Below are 14,796 nucleotides of genomic sequence, written 5' to 3'. Positions count from 1 at the left end.
TCGCTGATGGCCGCGTCAGCGACCGGTCTTGGGGGCCTTCCAGCGGGCGATGCCGCGGGCCACCAGATTGAGGATCATGACGAAGGCGATCAGGACCAGGGCTGCCGCCCAGGCACGGTCGTAGGACGCGGCCTCGCCGATCTTGTACTGCTCGTAGATGTAGAAGGGCAGCGAGGACTGGGCGCCTTCGAAGGGGTTCGTGTTGATCAGCTGGCTGCCGAAGACCAGCAGGATGATCGGTGCCGTCTCTCCCGCGATGCGGGCGATGGCGAGCATGACACCGGTGGTGATGCCGCCGATCGCGGTGGGCAGGACCACCTTCAGGATGGTGCGCCACTTCGGGATGCCGAGGGCGAGGGAGGCCTCGCGGAGCTCGTTCGGGACGAGCTTGAGCATCTCCTCGGTGGAGCGGACCACGACGGGGATCATCAGGATCGTCAGGGCCAGCGCGCCCATCAGTCCGGAGGGCTCGATGCTGCCGATCAGCATGATCGACAGGATGAAGAGACCGGCCACGATGGACGGGATGCCCGTCATGACGTCGACGAAGAAGGTGACGGCCTTGGCGAGCGTGCCCTTGCCGTACTCGACCAGGTAGACGGCGGTCAGCAGTCCCAGGGGGGCGGAGATGACGGTGGCGATCCCCACCTGTTCCAGGGTGCCGATCAGTGCGTGGTAGACACCGCCGCTGGCCTCGGAGCCGAGGACTCCGGCCATCGAGTGGCTGAGGAAGTATCCGTCGAGGCGCTCGGAGCCGCGGCTGACCGTGGTCCAGAGCAGTGAGGCGAGCGGGACGACGGCGACGAGGAAGCACACCCAGACGATGCTGGTGGCGAGGCGGTCCTTGGCCTGGCGCTGGTTCTCGACCACGGTCGTCGCGACGTACGAGACGGCCAGGAAGAGCAGGGCGGAGAGCAGGCCCCACTGGACGCGGCTGTGCCAGCCGGCCGCCAGGGAGATCCCCACACCGAGGGCGATACCCAGGGCGGCGAAGCCGATCGGGGCCCAGCGGGGGAGGCTGCGGCTGCTGAGGCCGCCCTTGCGGGGTTCCGGCGAGGTCTGCGGACGCTTGTCCTGGACGTCGGTGGTGGTGGCGTTGCTCATGCGTTGGCCCCCGAGTACTCCTTGCGGCGGGCGATGATGAGCCGGGCCGCGCCGTTGACCAGCAGGGTGAGGACGAAGAGGACGAGGCCCGAGGCGATCAGGGCGTCCCGTCCGAATTCGTCGGCCTCACCGAACTTGGCCGCGATGTTCTGTGCGAAGGTCCCGCCGCCCGGATTGAGCACGTGCAGCGAGATGAGGAAGCTCGGCGACAGGACCGTGGCGACGGCCATCGTCTCGCCGAGCGCCCGGCCCAGGCCCAGCATCGAGGCGGAGATGATGCCGGAGCGTCCGAACGGCAGGACCGAGAGGCGGATGACCTCCCAGCGGGTGGCCCCGAGGGCGAGCGCGGCCTCCTCGTTCATCTTCGGGACCTGGAGGAAGACCTCGCGGCTGACGCTGGTCACGATCGGCAGGATCATGATCGCGAGCAGGATGCCGACGGTGAAGAGCGAGCGGGCGACGCCGACCTCGGTCTTCTCGAAGACGTACGTCCATCCGAAGAACTGGTCGAGCCAGAGGTTCAGGCCCTCCAGGTACGGGACGAGGACGAGGGCGCCCCAGATGCCGTAGACGATGCTGGGCACCGCCGCGAGCAGGTCGATCACGTAGGCGAGGGGTGCGGCCAGCTTGCGCGGCGCGTAGTGCGAGATGAAGAGGGCGATGCCGACAGCGATCGGAACCGCGATGAGCATCGCGATGATCGAGCTGACGACCGTGCCGAAGAGCAGGACCGCGATGCCGAAGACCGGCGGGTCACCGGCCGGGTTCCAGTCGAAGGTGGTGAGGAAGTTGCCCTCGTCCTTCGATATGGCGATCACGGAGCGGTAGCTGAGGAACACGGCGATGGACGCCATGATCACGAGCAGCAGGATGCCTGAGCCCCGGGAGAGGCTCAGGAAGATCTTGTCGCCGGCGCGCCCGGTGGACCTGGGGCCGCGCGGGACCGGCGGCGCCGGTGGGAGGTCGAGCGGTGTCGTGGAAGCCATAATCTTTCCGGTCTGTGTGGGGGAGCGGCTGGCTCCCCTGGCGGCGGTGCACCGGATGGGTCGGGCGGTGGGGGCCGGTCCGGAGGGGTGTGCCGGACCGGCCCGCCTGTGCGTGTGCGTCGTGCGTCGGTCCCGCTACGAGAGGCCGGCGACGGTCTCGCGGACCTTGGCGTTGATCGCCTCGGGGATCGGGGCGTAGCCGGCCTCGGTGAGGACCTTCTGGCCGTCCGCGGAGGAGGTGTAGTTCAGGAAGGACTTGACCGTCCCGAGGGTGTCGGCCTTGTTGCCGGTGTCGCAGACGACCTCGTAGGTCACCAGGACCAGCGGGTACGCGCCCTCGGCCTTGGTGGTGTAGTCGAGGTCGAGCGCCAGGTCCTTGCCGGTGCCCTTGACCTTGGCGGCGGCGATGGCCTTGGAGGCGTTCTCCGAGGTGGCCTCGACGGGGGCCGCGCCACCCGTGTTGATGTCGACGGTGGTGATCTCCTGCGACTTGGCGTACGACAGCTCGAAGTAGCCGATGGAGCCGTCGACGGCCTTCACCTGGCTGGCGATGCCGGAGGACCCGGACGCGGCCTGGCCACCGGGGGCGGGCCACTTCTTCTCGGCCTCGTACTTCCAGTCGCCCGGGGCGGCGGCGTTCAGGTACTTGCCGAGGTTCTGCGTGGTGCCGGAGTCCTCGGAGCGGTGGAAGGGCTGGATCGGCTTGTCCGGCAGCTTCACGCCGTCGTTGAGCTTGGCGATCGCCGGGTCGTTCCACTTCTTGATCTTGGTGTCGAAGATCTTGGCGAGCGTGGGGGCGTCCAGCGTGAGCTTGTCGACGCCCTCCAGGTGGAAGCCGACCGCGATCGGGCCGCCGACCATGGGGAGGTTGATTCCCTGGCCGGTCTTGCAGATCTTCTTCGAGGCGGCGACCTCTTCGGGCTTCAGGGCGGAGTCCGAGCCGGCGAAGCCGACGGTGCCCTGGTTGAAGGCGACGATGCCCTCGCCGGACGAGGAGGAGCTGTAGTTGACCTCCACGCCGGAGCAGGCGGCCATGTAGTTCTTGACCCAGAGGTCCATCGCGTTCTTCTGGGCGCTGGACCCGGAAGCGCGCAGCTGGCCCTTGGCGCCGTCGCACTTGATGTTCGACGCCGCGGCGGTGGTCTTGTCGCCGCCCGCGTCGGCGCCGGTGTTGTCGTCCGAACCGCACGCCGTGAGGACCAGGGCGCCGGAGACGGCGAGGGCACCGAGCGCGGTGGCACGAAGCCGGTTCTTGCGCTGAAGCTTCACTTTCGGGGTGTTCCTTCCAGGAGCCGCCGCGGCTGGTGGGGACGAGGCGGCGTGCGACGGAGTGGTGCGTGGCTTGGTGCCGTGCACCGGGTACGTCCGAAATTAGGCAGAACAGGTGAAGCGCCCTACGGGGCAGAGTGAACGGCAGGTGAACCGTGCCGGGCGGGCTGGTTCCGCTGGTAATGCGCCAGGGCAGGAGCGTGCCGTGGCTGCCCTGTCAGGGGCCGGTCCGGCGCGGCCGGGGCCCCACGGGGTGGCGCGGCACGGCGGCCGGGGCGTCGTCAGGCGTTGCCACGGCCGTGCGCGCGGGTGCGGGCGCCTTCGGTGCGGGCCGTGGTCTCAGTCGCCGGACGGGCCTGAATCCGGCGGTCCGGTGTGCAGGAAGGCATCCAGCTGGACACGATCGCCGGGGCGGGACAGCCGGTCGCGCGCGGTCCCCGGAACCAGCCACGCCAGCCGGTCGACCTCGTCGTTGGGCACGAAGGTGCCGTCGGTCGCCTCCGCCGCCCAGTAGCTGACCTCCTTGGGGCGCCCGTTCGCCATGTAGAGGGCGGTCGGCAGGGCGGCTCCCGGCACGCAGTGGTGTCCCGTCTCCTCCAGGACCTCGCGCAGGGCGGCCTCCAGCGGCGTCTCGCCGCGCTTCAGCTTGCCTTTGGGGTACGACCAGTCGTCATAGCGGGGCCTGTGGACGAGGCAGATCTCCAGGCCGCCGCCCGCGGAGCGGCGCCAGAGCACGCAGCCCGCGGCCAGGACGGTGCCGCTCATGACGCGGTCACGGCCGCAGCGTGCGGCCAGGTCTGCCGGAAGACCCCGCGCGCCGCCTCCACCTCGTGCCGCTGGTCGGCGTGCAGCACGCCCAGGGCGTACGCCGTCGCGGGGGCGATGCGTGGGGTGCGCGCGGCCTCCGAGGCGGCGGCCGCGGCCTCCGACGCGTCCCGGTGCAGGTCCAGCGCGTGCCCCGGCCCGACGAGCGCCGGATCGGGCGCGCCCCGCAGCAGCTCGTGCGCGTACCGGTGCAGCCGCAGCAGCTGACGGGCCTGGTGCCAGAGGGCGTCGTGGGCCGCGTTGTACGGTCCCACCGCCTCGGGCGCCAGTGCGGCCACCGCGTCCAGCATCCGCTGCTCGGCGAGCTCGGCGGGGGCGTGCAGCACCAGGCCGGCCGGGTCCGCGGCGGAGGGTGCCAGGGGGACCTCCGAGGCGAGCAGGGCGACCGCGTCCGCGAGGGCGTGGAAGCGGGAGGAGCCCAGCGCCTGGAGCGCCGCCGAGTGGGCGCGGGTCCGTGCGAGGGTCAGCCGCCGTTCCAGGAGGGCCCCGGCGCGGGCCGCGCCGACGCCGAGCGCGGCCCGCTCCTTCTCGGTTTCGGCGGGGCCGTCCCCGGAGGGTGTCCGGGCCGCCGGGAGCGAGGCCCCGGAGAGCTGGTGCAGCGCCTCCAGGAGCCGGCCGAGGCGGGTGGTGTAGGCGTGCTCGCGGGCCAGCGTGCCGGAGAGCCAGGCCAGTTCGGCACGGAGCTGGTCGGCCCAGACGGGTTCGAGCGCTCCCCGGAAGGTGTGCAGCGTGCCGCTGATCCGGCGTGCCGCGTGGCGCAGCGCGCGGGCGGCCTCGTCGGCGCGCTGCGTGCCGGCGTCCGCGGGCGCGCTGTGTTCGCGTTGCAGCCGGAGGCCCCGTAGGAAGGAGGCGGCCTGTTCGCGCAGGTAGGGCGCGAGGACCGCTTCCGCGGTGAGGGTCGTCGTCGGGTGGTCAGGGCGTCGCACGCCGGCGCCTCCGGGCGTCAATGAGCATCTCTTGTACGTGCCGCAGCGGCTGCCCGTCCGCGTCCGTGGAGTGCCGGGTCCAGTTTCCGTCGGGGCCCAGGTGCCAGGAGGAGGTGGTGTCGGACATCCCTGTCTCCAGGAGCCTGCTGAGGGCGGCGCGATGCGCGGGGTCGGTGACGCGGACCAGTGCTTCGATCCGGCGGTCGAGGTTGCGGTGCATCATGTCGGCGCTCCCGAACCACACTTCGGGTTCGCCGCCGTTGCCGAAGGCGAAGACCCGGGAGTGTTCGAGGAAGCGGCCCAGTATCGAGCGGACCCGGACGTTCTCGGAGAGGCCGCTGACGCCGGGGCGGATCGCGCAGATCCCGCGCACCCAGATGTCGACGGTCACCCCGGCCTGCCCCGCCCGGTAGCAGGCGTCGATGACCGCTTCGTCGACCATCGAGTTGACCTTGATGCGCACGTAGGCGGGGCGGCCCGCGCGCTGGTGGGTGATCTCCTTGTTGATGCGGGCGACCAGCCCGTCGCGCAGGGACTTCGGGGCGACCAGCAGCCGGCGGTAGGTCTCGCGGCGGGAGTAGCCGGAGAGCCGGTTGAAGAGGTCGGAGAGGTCGGCCCCGACCTGCGGGTCGGCGGTCAGCAGGCCGAGGTCCTCGTAGAGCCGCGCCGTCTTGGGGTGGTAGTTGCCGGTGCCGACGTGGGAGTAGCGGCGCAGGGTGTCGCCCTCCTGGCGGACGACGAGGGACAGCTTGCAGTGGGTCTTGAGGCCGACGAGTCCGTAGACGACGTGGCAGCCGGACTCCTCCAGCTTGCGCGCCCACTTGATGTTGGCCTGCTCGTCGAAGCGGGCCTTGATCTCGACGAGGACGAGGACCTGCTTGCCGGATTCGGCCGCGTCGATCAGGGCGTCCACTATCGGTGAGTCGCCCGAGGTCCGGTACAGGGTCTGCTTGATCGCGAGGACGTCCGGGTCGCCCGCCGCCTGTTCCAGGAACGCCTGGACGGAGGTGGAGAAGGAGTCGTAGGGGTGGTGCAGCAGCACGTCGCGTTCGCGCAGGGCGGCGAAGATGTCGGGTGCCGAGGCGGACTCGACCTCGGCGAGGTCGCGGTGGGTGCCGGCGATGAACTTGGGGTACTTCAGCTCTGGCCGGTCCAGCGAGGCGATGCCGAACAGTCCGGTGAGGTCGAGCGGTCCCGGCAGCGGGTAGAGCTCGGTCTCGGAGATGTTCAGCTCGCGCACGAGCAGGTCCAGGACGTACGGGTCGATGGACTCCTCGACCTCCAGGCGCACCGGCGGGCCGAAGCGGCGCCGCATGAGCTCCTTCTCCAGGGCCTGGAGCAGGTTCTCGGTGTCGTCCTCCTCGACCTCCAGGTCCTCGTTCCTGGTGACCCGGAACATGTGGTGCGCGAGTACCTCCATGCCCGGGAAGAGCTCTTCGAGGTGGGCCGCGATGATGTCCTCTATGGGGACGTAACGCTGCGGGGACGCCTCCAGGAAGCGGGTGAGCAGCGGCGGGACCTTCACGCGGGCGAAGTGCCGGTGGCCGCTGACGGGGTTGCGCACGACGACGGCGAGGTTCAGCGAGAGCCCGGAGATGTACGGGAACGGGTGCGCGGGGTCGACGGCCAGCGGGGTCAGCACCGGGAAGACCCGCTGCCGGAAGAAGGTGAAGAGGCGGGCCTGTTCCTTCTCGGTCAGGTCGGGCCAGCGGACCAGCTGGATGCCCTCGTCGGACAGGGCGGGGGCGACATCCTGCTGGTAGCAGGCGGCGTGCCGGGCCATGAGCTCACGGGAGCGGGTCCAGATCAGGTCGAGGACCTCGCGGGGCTGCAGGCCGGACGCGGACCGGGTGGCGACACCGGTCGCGATACGGCGCTTGAGTCCGGCGACCCGGACCATGAAGAACTCGTCCAGGTTCGAGGCGAAGATGGCGAGGAAGTTAGCCCGTTCGAGTAGTGGGGTGGCGGGGTCCTCGGCGAGTTCCAGAACCCGTTCGTTGAACGCGAGCCAACTGCGCTCCCGGTCCAGGAAGCGGCCCTGCGGCAGCTCGTCGTCCTCCGTCCCGGGCCCGTACGCGTCGGCGTCGTTGTCCAGGTCGGGGTCCAGGTCGGCGGCCGTGGACAGGCCCGTGGGCACGGAGCCCGCGACGGCGTGCGGCCGATGGGAGGCGAGGGAGCCGACCGACGGCTGGACGGGCGGGACCGGGACCTCGGAGCTGGGCTGCTGGCTCATGGACCTATTCTTCCGCGCCTTCGGCTCCTCAGGCGCGTCGGAGCCCGTAAAGATCGCGGGAGCGGCGGAAGTCGGTCCCGGGCCGGGGCCGCTCCCGTTGCGGGGGGTGGGCACAGCTGGCTGCATCCCGTGAGGGTCGCAAGCCAGTCTGAATGGCCGGTAACGATGACATGACGTACAGGAAGCGGTGTGGCTGCGGGGGCGTCCCCGTCCTTCCGGTCCTCACCGTAGGTGAACCCCCTGCCCGGACTCCCCCCGGGGCCCGGACAGGGGTGGCTCTCAGACGGTGCGGCGGCGCAGGACGCGGAAGGCGACGATGACGGCCACGGCGGCGAGGGCGAGCAGGATGCCGGTCTCGACGAGCTGGAGGGGCCAGAAATGGGAGGCGGGGTGGTAGTCGATGAACGGCGTCACTCCGCCGCGGGCGCGCATGCAGGCCACATGGTCGGTGAATCCGTCCATGGTGAGGCAGTCCTCACGGCCCACCTCCTGCCCCGAGGCGGTGAGCATCCCGGAGTCCAGGTGCCAGATGGAGCCCTGTGGATGCGCGTCCCCGGTGAGCCTTACCGACGGCCAGAGGCGGTAGCGCAGCTTGCCCATAGCGAGTGCCACCAGCCCGAACAGGAGGAGGGTGGCCGACACGGCGACCAGCGTGCGGCGCACGACCATGGCGCAGAGCGCCCCGAGCGCCACGGCGAGAACCGTGTACCCGAGGGCAACGGGCCCGAGGGCGGGATAGACGCCTTTCGCGTACCAGTCGAGGCCGAAGGCGAGCGGGAATTGGTCCACGGCCGAGCGACCCCAGCGGTAGACCAGCATCAGGACGACGGTGCCGGCGGTGGCGAGAGCCATGGGGGTGGCGAGGCGTGCCGCCAGCCATCGTGCAGGCCGGACCGACTGGGCCCAGGCGAACCGGAACGTGCCGCTTTCCAGCTCGCGGGCGATCAGCGGCCCGGCGACGAAGACGCCGACGAGTGCGGCGAGCAGCAACATCGCCGACCCGCCGTCCGCCAGGAACACCTCGGTGGAGGTGCGGGCGTAGGTGCTCAGGTAGACGGCGTCGCCGCACGGGGTGACGTCACCGTCCGCACACAGCTCCTCGGAACTGCTTACGGCGATCCAGACGCGCAGGGCCACCACGAAGCCCATGCCCAAGAGCATCAGGGCGAGGGCCGCCCACAGGGCCCGGCGGTGCTGTCGCAGCAGGACCCGGACGGGTCCGCGCAGGGAGGGGCGCGTGGGCGTGAGGGTGCTCATGCCGCGGTCACCTCCTCGCGGGCGTGCGCGCTGGGGGTGAGGAGCGGCGGTGCCTCCGGTGAGCGGAGGTGGGCCAGTAGCAGTTCCTCCAGGGAGGGCTCCGTGACATCCCAGACCGCGGCGTCGACCGGGCCTTCCCTCCGTACCAGTGCCGTGAGCTGACGTCCCGTCGTGCGCGACTCGACGACCGTGTGCGGGGCGAGGTCGCGGGCCTGTCCGGTGACCAGGGCGTGCGCGGCCATGATGTCCTCGCTCTCACCGCCGAGACGCACCCGGCCGCCGTCCACGAAGAGGAGGTAGTCGCAGGCGCCCTCCAGCTCGGCCAGGATGTGCGACGACATCACGATGGTGGTGCCGTGCTCGGCGGCCTCGGCCATCAGGACGCCCATCAACTGGTGGCGGGCCAGCGGGTCGAGGTCGGCCATCGGCTCGTCCAGCAGCATCAGTTCGGGCCGCTTGCCCAGTGCGAGCGCGAGGGCGAGACGGGTGCGCTGCCCGCCGGAGAGCCTCCGGACCTTCGCGTCCTGGGGGAGCGGGCCGGCGATTCGGTCGGCGGCCGCACGGTCCCAGGTGGCGGGGTTCAGCTCGGCCCCCGCCCACAGGGTGTCGGCCACCGTGAGCTGCGGGTACAGCGGCTTGTCCTGGGAGACGTACGCGATGCGGGGCCGTGCCGCGCCGGGGTCGGCGCCGAGCACCCGTACGGATCCCTCGGAGGGCCGGAGCAGGCCGGCCGCGAGGGAGAGCAGGGTGGACTTCCCGGCGCCGTTGGGCCCGACGAGGGCGCAGATCCGTCCGGCGGGCAGCCGGAACGAGCAGCCGCGCAGCGCCCGTCCGCCCTTTCGCCCGTAGGTCATACCGAGGCCGTTCGCCTCGATCGCGGCACCTGTCATGAGTGCTGGTCCCCCTTGAATGTGCTGTCCAGTACGTCGGTGAAGAGCGCGCTCACGTCGTCCTTGTCCAGTCCGGCGGCGCGGGCCCTGCGGGTCCATTCGGTGAGCTCGGCACGCAACGGCGGGTCGGTCGTGACCGCCGCGCTGCCGAGGGTCCGGCGGACGAAGGTGCCGAGACCGCGGCGGGCCTCGACGAGTCCTTCGCGTTCCAGCTCGCGGTAGGCCTTGAGCACGGTGTTCGGGTTGATCGCCGTGGCCTCGACGACCTCACGGGCCGTGGGCAGGCGGTCACCCGGCTCCAGCACGCCGAGACGGAGTGCCTGCTTGGTCTGCTGCACGATCTGGAGGTAGGTGGCGACGCCGCTGCGCCGGTCGATACGGAACTCGACCGCTGCGGACTCTGCCATGTCCACCACCCTTTCACTAATTGAGTAGTGAAAGGGTGGCCTAAGGGAGGGGCGGCGTCAAGTGACGCCGCCCCTGAGGTCGTCGGTGCTGCTCAGGACTCCGTGCGGTACATCAGGTCGACCTCGTGCGTGGCGAAGCCCATCCGCTCGTACACCGCGAGAGCCGCCGGATTGTCGGCGTCCACGTAGAGCATGGCCGTCGGAAGCCCCCGGGAGGCCAGGTGGCGCAGGCCGATCGCGGTGAGCGCCTTGCCGAGGCCGCCGCCCTGGGCGTCGGGCCGGATGCCGACGACGTAGACCTCGCCGATCTCGTCCTCGGCATGCACCTTCGTCCAGTGGAAGCCGATGATCTCGCCGTCGCGCTCGGCCAGGAAGAAGCCCTTCGGGTCGAACCAGGGCTCGGCCTTGCGGTCGTCCAGGTCCCGCTGGGTGAGGGAGCCCTGCTCCGGGTGGTGCGCGAACGCGGCACTGTTGACGGTGAGCCAGGCCGTGTCGTCCTGTCCCGGCACGAAGGTCCGGACGGTGACGCCCGGCGGCAGGGCCGGCTCGGCGATGTCGAGGGTGTCCAACGGGCGGCGGAGCTGGCGCAGTTCGCGGAAGAGGGAAAGGCCGAGCACCTGCGCCAGGTGGCGGGCGGCCGACATGCCTCCGTGCGCCCAGACCCGCAGGCGCTTGCCGGTCGCGGCGAGGAGCGCGGCACCCATCGCCCTGCCGTGTCCACGGCCGCGGTGGGAGGGGGACACGACCAGTTCCGCGGCGGGGGCCTCGACGGGGTCGACGTCCTCCAGCTGCGCGTAACCGGCCAGGACGCCGTTGACGGTGAGCAGGAAATGCCGTACGCCCTCACGGTGACCGCCCCTCAACTGCAACCGCCCCTGCTCGGAGACGGCCTGCCGGCCATCGGTCCCGGCGGCCTCGCCGAGGAGGGCGAGGACGGCGTCGGCCTGCTCGGGGGTGAGCGCGTCGAGGGTCTCGATCTCGCGCCCGGGGGAGGGGAGGGGTGCGTCAGTCGTCATGGGTACGAGCGTACGGCGCGGAGGTGGGGCGCCGGGGCAGGCTGTCGCACGGTCCGCCGGGGCGCCGTCCACCCGCCCTGTCAGCCGCCGGCCCCGCGGTGCAGGACTTCACGAGCGATGCGGGAGAGGTCGCCCGTGGTGGGCATCAGTTCCCGTACGCCCGGGGGAAGGTCTGTGTACGTGCTGACCGCGAGCGGCTGGCTCTGCGACTGGAGGGCGAATTCGACGGTCGTCGCGTCCTGGCTCTCCGCGATGAGGATGCCGAGTGTCCGGTCGTCCCGCTCCGGGTCGCGCAGGAGGCGGTCCACCGCGGTGACGTAGAAGCTGAGCTGCCCGAGGTGCGAAGGGTGGGCCTTGGTGGTCTTCAGCTCGACCACCACGAAGCGGTGCAGCCTGAAGTGGTAGAAGAGCAGGTCGATACGGAACTCCGTATCGCCCACGGTGAGGGGGTACTGGCGGCCGACGAAGGCGAACCCGAAGCCGAGCTCGGTGAGGAACTGGATGATCTTGTCCGTCAGCGCGTCCTCGAGCTCGCGCTCGGCGGCGGTGTCCGACAGCTGGGTGAACTCCAGGCGGTACGGATCCTTGAAGATCTGCGTCGCGGCCTCGGACTGCTCCGGGATGGTGACGTCGAAGTTGTTGGCTGCCGCGCCCTGGGCCAGATGGAGCTCGCTGCGGATGTGCGTGGTGAGGCGGTCGCGGGACCAGCCGTGGTACACGGCGTGCTGTGCGTAGAAGTCCAGCTCGAAGCGGGTTCTGCACTTGTCCATGAGGACGACGATGTGGCCCCATGGCAATTGGCCAACAGCTTGTTGGCCAATTGGGTCGGGCCATGTTCGAGCCATCTGCTGCATGTACTTGAGGTTGGTGCGGCTGAACCCCCGCTGGTTCGGGAACTCGGTCCGCAGCTCCGTGGCGATGCGGTCGACGACCTTCGTCCCCCACTTCTCACCGCCCTGCTTCTCCAGGATCGTCCGCCCGATCTGCCAGTACATCAGGAGCATCTCGGTGTTCACCTTGAGCTGTGCGCGCACGTGCGCGCCCCGCACGATCGACTTGAGGTCGTCGAGCATGTCGTGGAAGCCAGGGGGCAGTTCGCCCCGGTGCTGGGCCGGTACCACTGCCTCGCCCGTGAGTTCGTTGTTCACGAGTGCAGGATTCCGGCACGTATGACTGCGGTGACGTTTCTGCTCGTAAATGTACGTCCTACGGGTGATCAGCCCGTTTTCGAGTGCCATGCAACCAGTTCGTAACCCCGGACACCTGTCGCGCTACGCGCGTTGACTCTAGGCTGCGGCACGCAGGATCCAGAGAATCGAAGGGGACCGATGTCAGCGACTCCGCAGAAGAACCGTGTGCCCCGGCGGGTGCTCGCCGCCACCGCCGGGCTCGTCACCGTTGGCGCGCTCGTCGCCGCGATGCCGGCCGGCGCGCACGACAAGGGCCACGGCCACCACCCGTCGTCCCGCACGGTAGACGTGCAGCTGCTCTCCTTCAACGACCTGCACGGCAACCTGGAGCCGCCGGCCGGTTCCGCGGGGACGGTCAGTGAGAAGCAGGCAGACGGCACGGTGAAGTCGGTCCCGGCCGGGGGCGTCGAGTACCTCGCGACCTCGCTGCGCACCGCGCGCAAGGGCAACCCGTACTCCGTCACGGCGGCCGGCGGCGACATGGTGGGCGCGAGCCCGCTGCTGTCGGGGCTGTTCCACGACGAGCCCACCATCGAGGCGCTCAACGGGCTCGACCTCGATGTCACGGCCGTGGGCAACCACGAGTTCGACGAGGGGGCCACGGAGCTGGGCCGTCTGCAGAACGGCGGCTGCCACCCGGTCGAGGGCTGCTACGAGAAGGGCAAGAAGTTCGAGGGCGCGGACTTCCCGTACCTCGCGGCCAACGTGACGAGCGAGAAGACCGGCAAGCCGGTCCTCAAGCCGTACACGGTCTGGAAGAAGAACGGCGTCAAGATCGGCTTCATCGGGGTGACCCTGGAGGGCACGCCGAACATCGTCACGGCCAACGGCGTCAAGGGGCTGAAGTTCCACGACGAGATCGAGACGGTCAACAAGTACGCCAAGGAGCTGGACCGCCAGGGCGTCAAGTCCATCGTCGCGCTGATCCACGAGGGCGGGGCCCCTGCCTCCTCCTCGTACAACTACGACTGCGACAGCCCGGGCGCCGGTGACGGCATCTCCGGGCCGATCGTCGACATCGCCAAGGGCATCACGCCGAAGGTCGACGCGCTGGTCACGGGCCACACCCACCAGGCGTACGTCTGCACGGTCCCGGACCCCTCCGGCAAGCCGCGCATGGTCACCTCGGCGTCGTCGTTCGGCAAGCTCTACACGGACACGACCCTCACCTACGACCGCCGCACCAAGGACATCGTGCGCACGTCGGTGGAGTCGGCGAATCACATCGTCAGCCGGGATCAGGCCAAGGCCACCGACATGACGGCGCTGATCGCCCGCTGGAACACGCTCGCCGCCCCCGTCGCCGGCCGGCCGCAGGGCTTCATCTCCGCCGACATCAACGGCCGCGGCTCCACGGCCCCCGAGAAGCCGCTCGGCAACCTCATCGCCGACGCCCAGCTGGAGGGCCTGGCCCCCGCGGACAAGGGCGGCGCGGTCGTCGCGTTCATGAACCCGGGCGGTATCCGCTCCGACCTGGTGTACAAGGCGTCCGGCGGCGAGGGCGACGGAGTGGTGACCTACGGCGAGGCGTTCACGGTCCAGCCGTTCACCAACATGATGAACGTCGTCGACCTGACCGGCGCGCAGCTGGTCACCGCTCTTCAGCAGCAGGTCAGCGGCTCCAACGAGGCGTCGCCGAAGATCCTCCAGGTCTCGAAGGGCCTCACCTACACGCTGGACATGACGAAGTCGGGCGCCGACCGCGTGGTCGCCTCCTCGATCCTGCTCAACGGTGAGGCGATCGACCCGGCGAAGTCGTACCGCGTCGCGATGAACGAGTTCCTCGCGGGTGGCGGCGACGGCTTCGCGGCCCTCGGCCAGGGCACGGACAAGCTGGTCGGCGCTTCCGACCTGGACCTGTTCAACGCCTACCTGGCGGCCCACTCCACGGCTTCCGCACCGCTGGCCCCGCCGGCCACGGACCGGATCACGATCGTGCAGTAACGCCGTCACACGGGAGCGTCCCGCTGCTCCCGTCCGGCCCGGAGACCGATGGTCCGCCACGCCACGTGGCGGACCATCGGCTTGTTCAGGCCGGCCCGGGGACGAAGATGTCGTGGCCCCCCACTCGGCGCCACAGGATGTGCGTCACCCCTGGGCGGACTTCGTCTCCGTACTGCCAGGTGGCACGACGAACCGGCTTGACCCGGAGTCCGGGTCGGAACTGGCCCAAAAGTGGGCAATCGGGCCTCCCGGTGTCAGGGGTCAGTCTTCGTCGAGGTGCGCGAACATGCTGTCCGTGTCCTCGTGGACGGCGGTGCGACCGGCAGCGATGTCCTCGCTGGTTCTGCGCTCGCCCTCCTGCCACTCCGGAGTCCAGAACCAGGCCTGGTCGGAGCGGATCTTGGTGAGTCCGTGCACCGTCACTTCACCGGCGCGGGTGATCTCGAACTCGATCTCGTCGCCCTGGTTCACCCCGAGGGCTGCCCGAATGGCCTTGGGCAGTGTGATCTGCCCGTTCGTTCGCAGTAGGGCTGTGGCTCCAGTCACGCAATGACCTCCTACCTCTGTCGCCATCCTTGCCAAGGTGGCACGAAGTGCGAATATTGCAAGTTTGAGAAATTCGCAATCTTGCATTCTGCTGCTTGGCGCCAAGGTTTTCGTCCTGTGCGTGTGGTGGGGGTGGGGCGGTCGGACGGTGGTCGACGGGTTCCGGCCACGCGGGCGTCGATGGCGAGACGACCCTGTTCCGT

Annotated in this window: 13 protein-coding genes; 1 reads left to right on the top strand and 12 read right to left on the bottom strand. The window is 70.1% G+C overall.

Going from position 1 to position 14,796, the window contains the following annotated elements:
- Positions 1-15: 15 nt before the first annotated feature.
- The 11 genes from pstA to LWJ43_RS14950 all read right to left on the bottom strand — a co-directional run bounded on the left by pstA (position 16) and on the right by LWJ43_RS14950 (position 12,061).
- Positions 16-1,104 (bottom strand): phosphate ABC transporter permease PstA, encoded by a 1,089-nt coding sequence (gene pstA / locus LWJ43_RS15000; protein ID WP_277332763.1) that lies wholly within the window; start codon positions 1,102-1,104, stop codon positions 16-18.
- Positions 1,101-2,090, bottom strand: coding sequence for a phosphate ABC transporter permease subunit PstC (pstC, locus tag LWJ43_RS14995; RefSeq protein ID WP_277332762.1), 990 nt, complete (start codon positions 2,088-2,090; stop codon positions 1,101-1,103). Before pstC ends, pstA begins: the two co-directional genes overlap by 4 nt.
- A 135-nt stretch (positions 2,091-2,225) precedes the next feature.
- Complete coding sequence (pstS, locus tag LWJ43_RS14990) at positions 2,226-3,359, bottom strand: phosphate ABC transporter substrate-binding protein PstS (protein ID WP_277332761.1); 1,134 nt, start codon at positions 3,357-3,359, stop codon at positions 2,226-2,228.
- 339 nt (positions 3,360-3,698) lie between these two features.
- On the bottom strand, positions 3,699-4,124 hold the full coding sequence (locus LWJ43_RS14985; RefSeq protein WP_277332760.1) for an NUDIX hydrolase: 426 nt from the start codon (positions 4,122-4,124) through the stop codon (positions 3,699-3,701).
- Entirely contained in the window at positions 4,121-5,110 is a 990-nt protein-coding gene (locus LWJ43_RS14980) for a CHAD domain-containing protein (RefSeq protein ID WP_277332759.1), read from the bottom strand. Before LWJ43_RS14980 ends, LWJ43_RS14985 begins: the two co-directional genes overlap by 4 nt.
- On the bottom strand, positions 5,097-7,343 hold the full coding sequence (locus tag LWJ43_RS14975) for an RNA degradosome polyphosphate kinase (RefSeq protein ID WP_277332758.1): 2,247 nt from the start codon (positions 7,341-7,343) through the stop codon (positions 5,097-5,099). The genes LWJ43_RS14980 and LWJ43_RS14975 overlap by 14 nt, the downstream gene beginning before the upstream one ends.
- 279 nt (positions 7,344-7,622) lie before the next feature.
- Positions 7,623-8,600: an ABC transporter permease gene (locus tag LWJ43_RS14970; RefSeq protein WP_277332757.1), complete on the bottom strand. Its 978-nt coding sequence runs from the start codon at positions 8,598-8,600 to the stop codon at positions 7,623-7,625.
- Positions 8,597-9,490, bottom strand: a complete 894-nt coding sequence (locus LWJ43_RS14965) for an ABC transporter ATP-binding protein (RefSeq protein ID WP_277332756.1) — start codon at positions 9,488-9,490, stop codon at positions 8,597-8,599. The genes LWJ43_RS14970 and LWJ43_RS14965 overlap by 4 nt, the downstream gene beginning before the upstream one ends.
- Positions 9,487-9,897 carry a GntR family transcriptional regulator gene (locus LWJ43_RS14960; RefSeq protein WP_277332755.1) on the bottom strand — a complete coding sequence of 137 codons (411 nt, stop codon included), beginning with the start codon at positions 9,895-9,897 and terminating at the stop codon, positions 9,487-9,489. The genes LWJ43_RS14965 and LWJ43_RS14960 overlap by 4 nt, the downstream gene beginning before the upstream one ends.
- A gap of 92 nt (positions 9,898-9,989) precedes the next feature.
- Positions 9,990-10,913 carry a mycothiol synthase gene (gene mshD, locus LWJ43_RS14955; RefSeq protein ID WP_277332753.1) on the bottom strand — a complete coding sequence of 308 codons (924 nt, stop codon included), beginning with the start codon at positions 10,911-10,913 and terminating at the stop codon, positions 9,990-9,992.
- An 80-nt stretch (positions 10,914-10,993) separates the two neighbouring features.
- Positions 10,994-12,061: a PDDEXK nuclease domain-containing protein gene (locus LWJ43_RS14950; RefSeq protein WP_277332752.1), complete on the bottom strand. Its 1,068-nt coding sequence runs from the start codon at positions 12,059-12,061 to the stop codon at positions 10,994-10,996.
- Positions 12,062-12,241: 180 nt separating this feature from the next.
- Here LWJ43_RS14950 and LWJ43_RS14945 point away from each other — a divergent pair, with 180 nt between their 5' ends.
- Positions 12,242-14,047, top strand: a complete 1,806-nt coding sequence (locus LWJ43_RS14945) for a bifunctional metallophosphatase/5'-nucleotidase (protein WP_277332751.1) — start codon at positions 12,242-12,244, stop codon at positions 14,045-14,047.
- Positions 14,048-14,308: 261 nt separating this feature from the next.
- Here the strand turns inward: LWJ43_RS14945 and LWJ43_RS14940 are convergent, their stop codons facing one another.
- Positions 14,309-14,593, bottom strand: a complete 285-nt coding sequence (locus LWJ43_RS14940) for an AbrB/MazE/SpoVT family DNA-binding domain-containing protein (RefSeq protein WP_277332750.1) — start codon at positions 14,591-14,593, stop codon at positions 14,309-14,311.
- Positions 14,594-14,796 lie beyond the last annotated feature (203 nt).

Origin of the sequence: Streptomyces sp. JH34 (assembly GCF_029428875.1) — a bacterium.
Classification (GTDB): domain Bacteria; phylum Actinomycetota; class Actinomycetes; order Streptomycetales; family Streptomycetaceae; genus Streptomyces.
The sequence above is the reverse complement of the archived record's forward strand: the minus strand, read 5'-3'. Positions and strand labels throughout refer to the sequence as shown.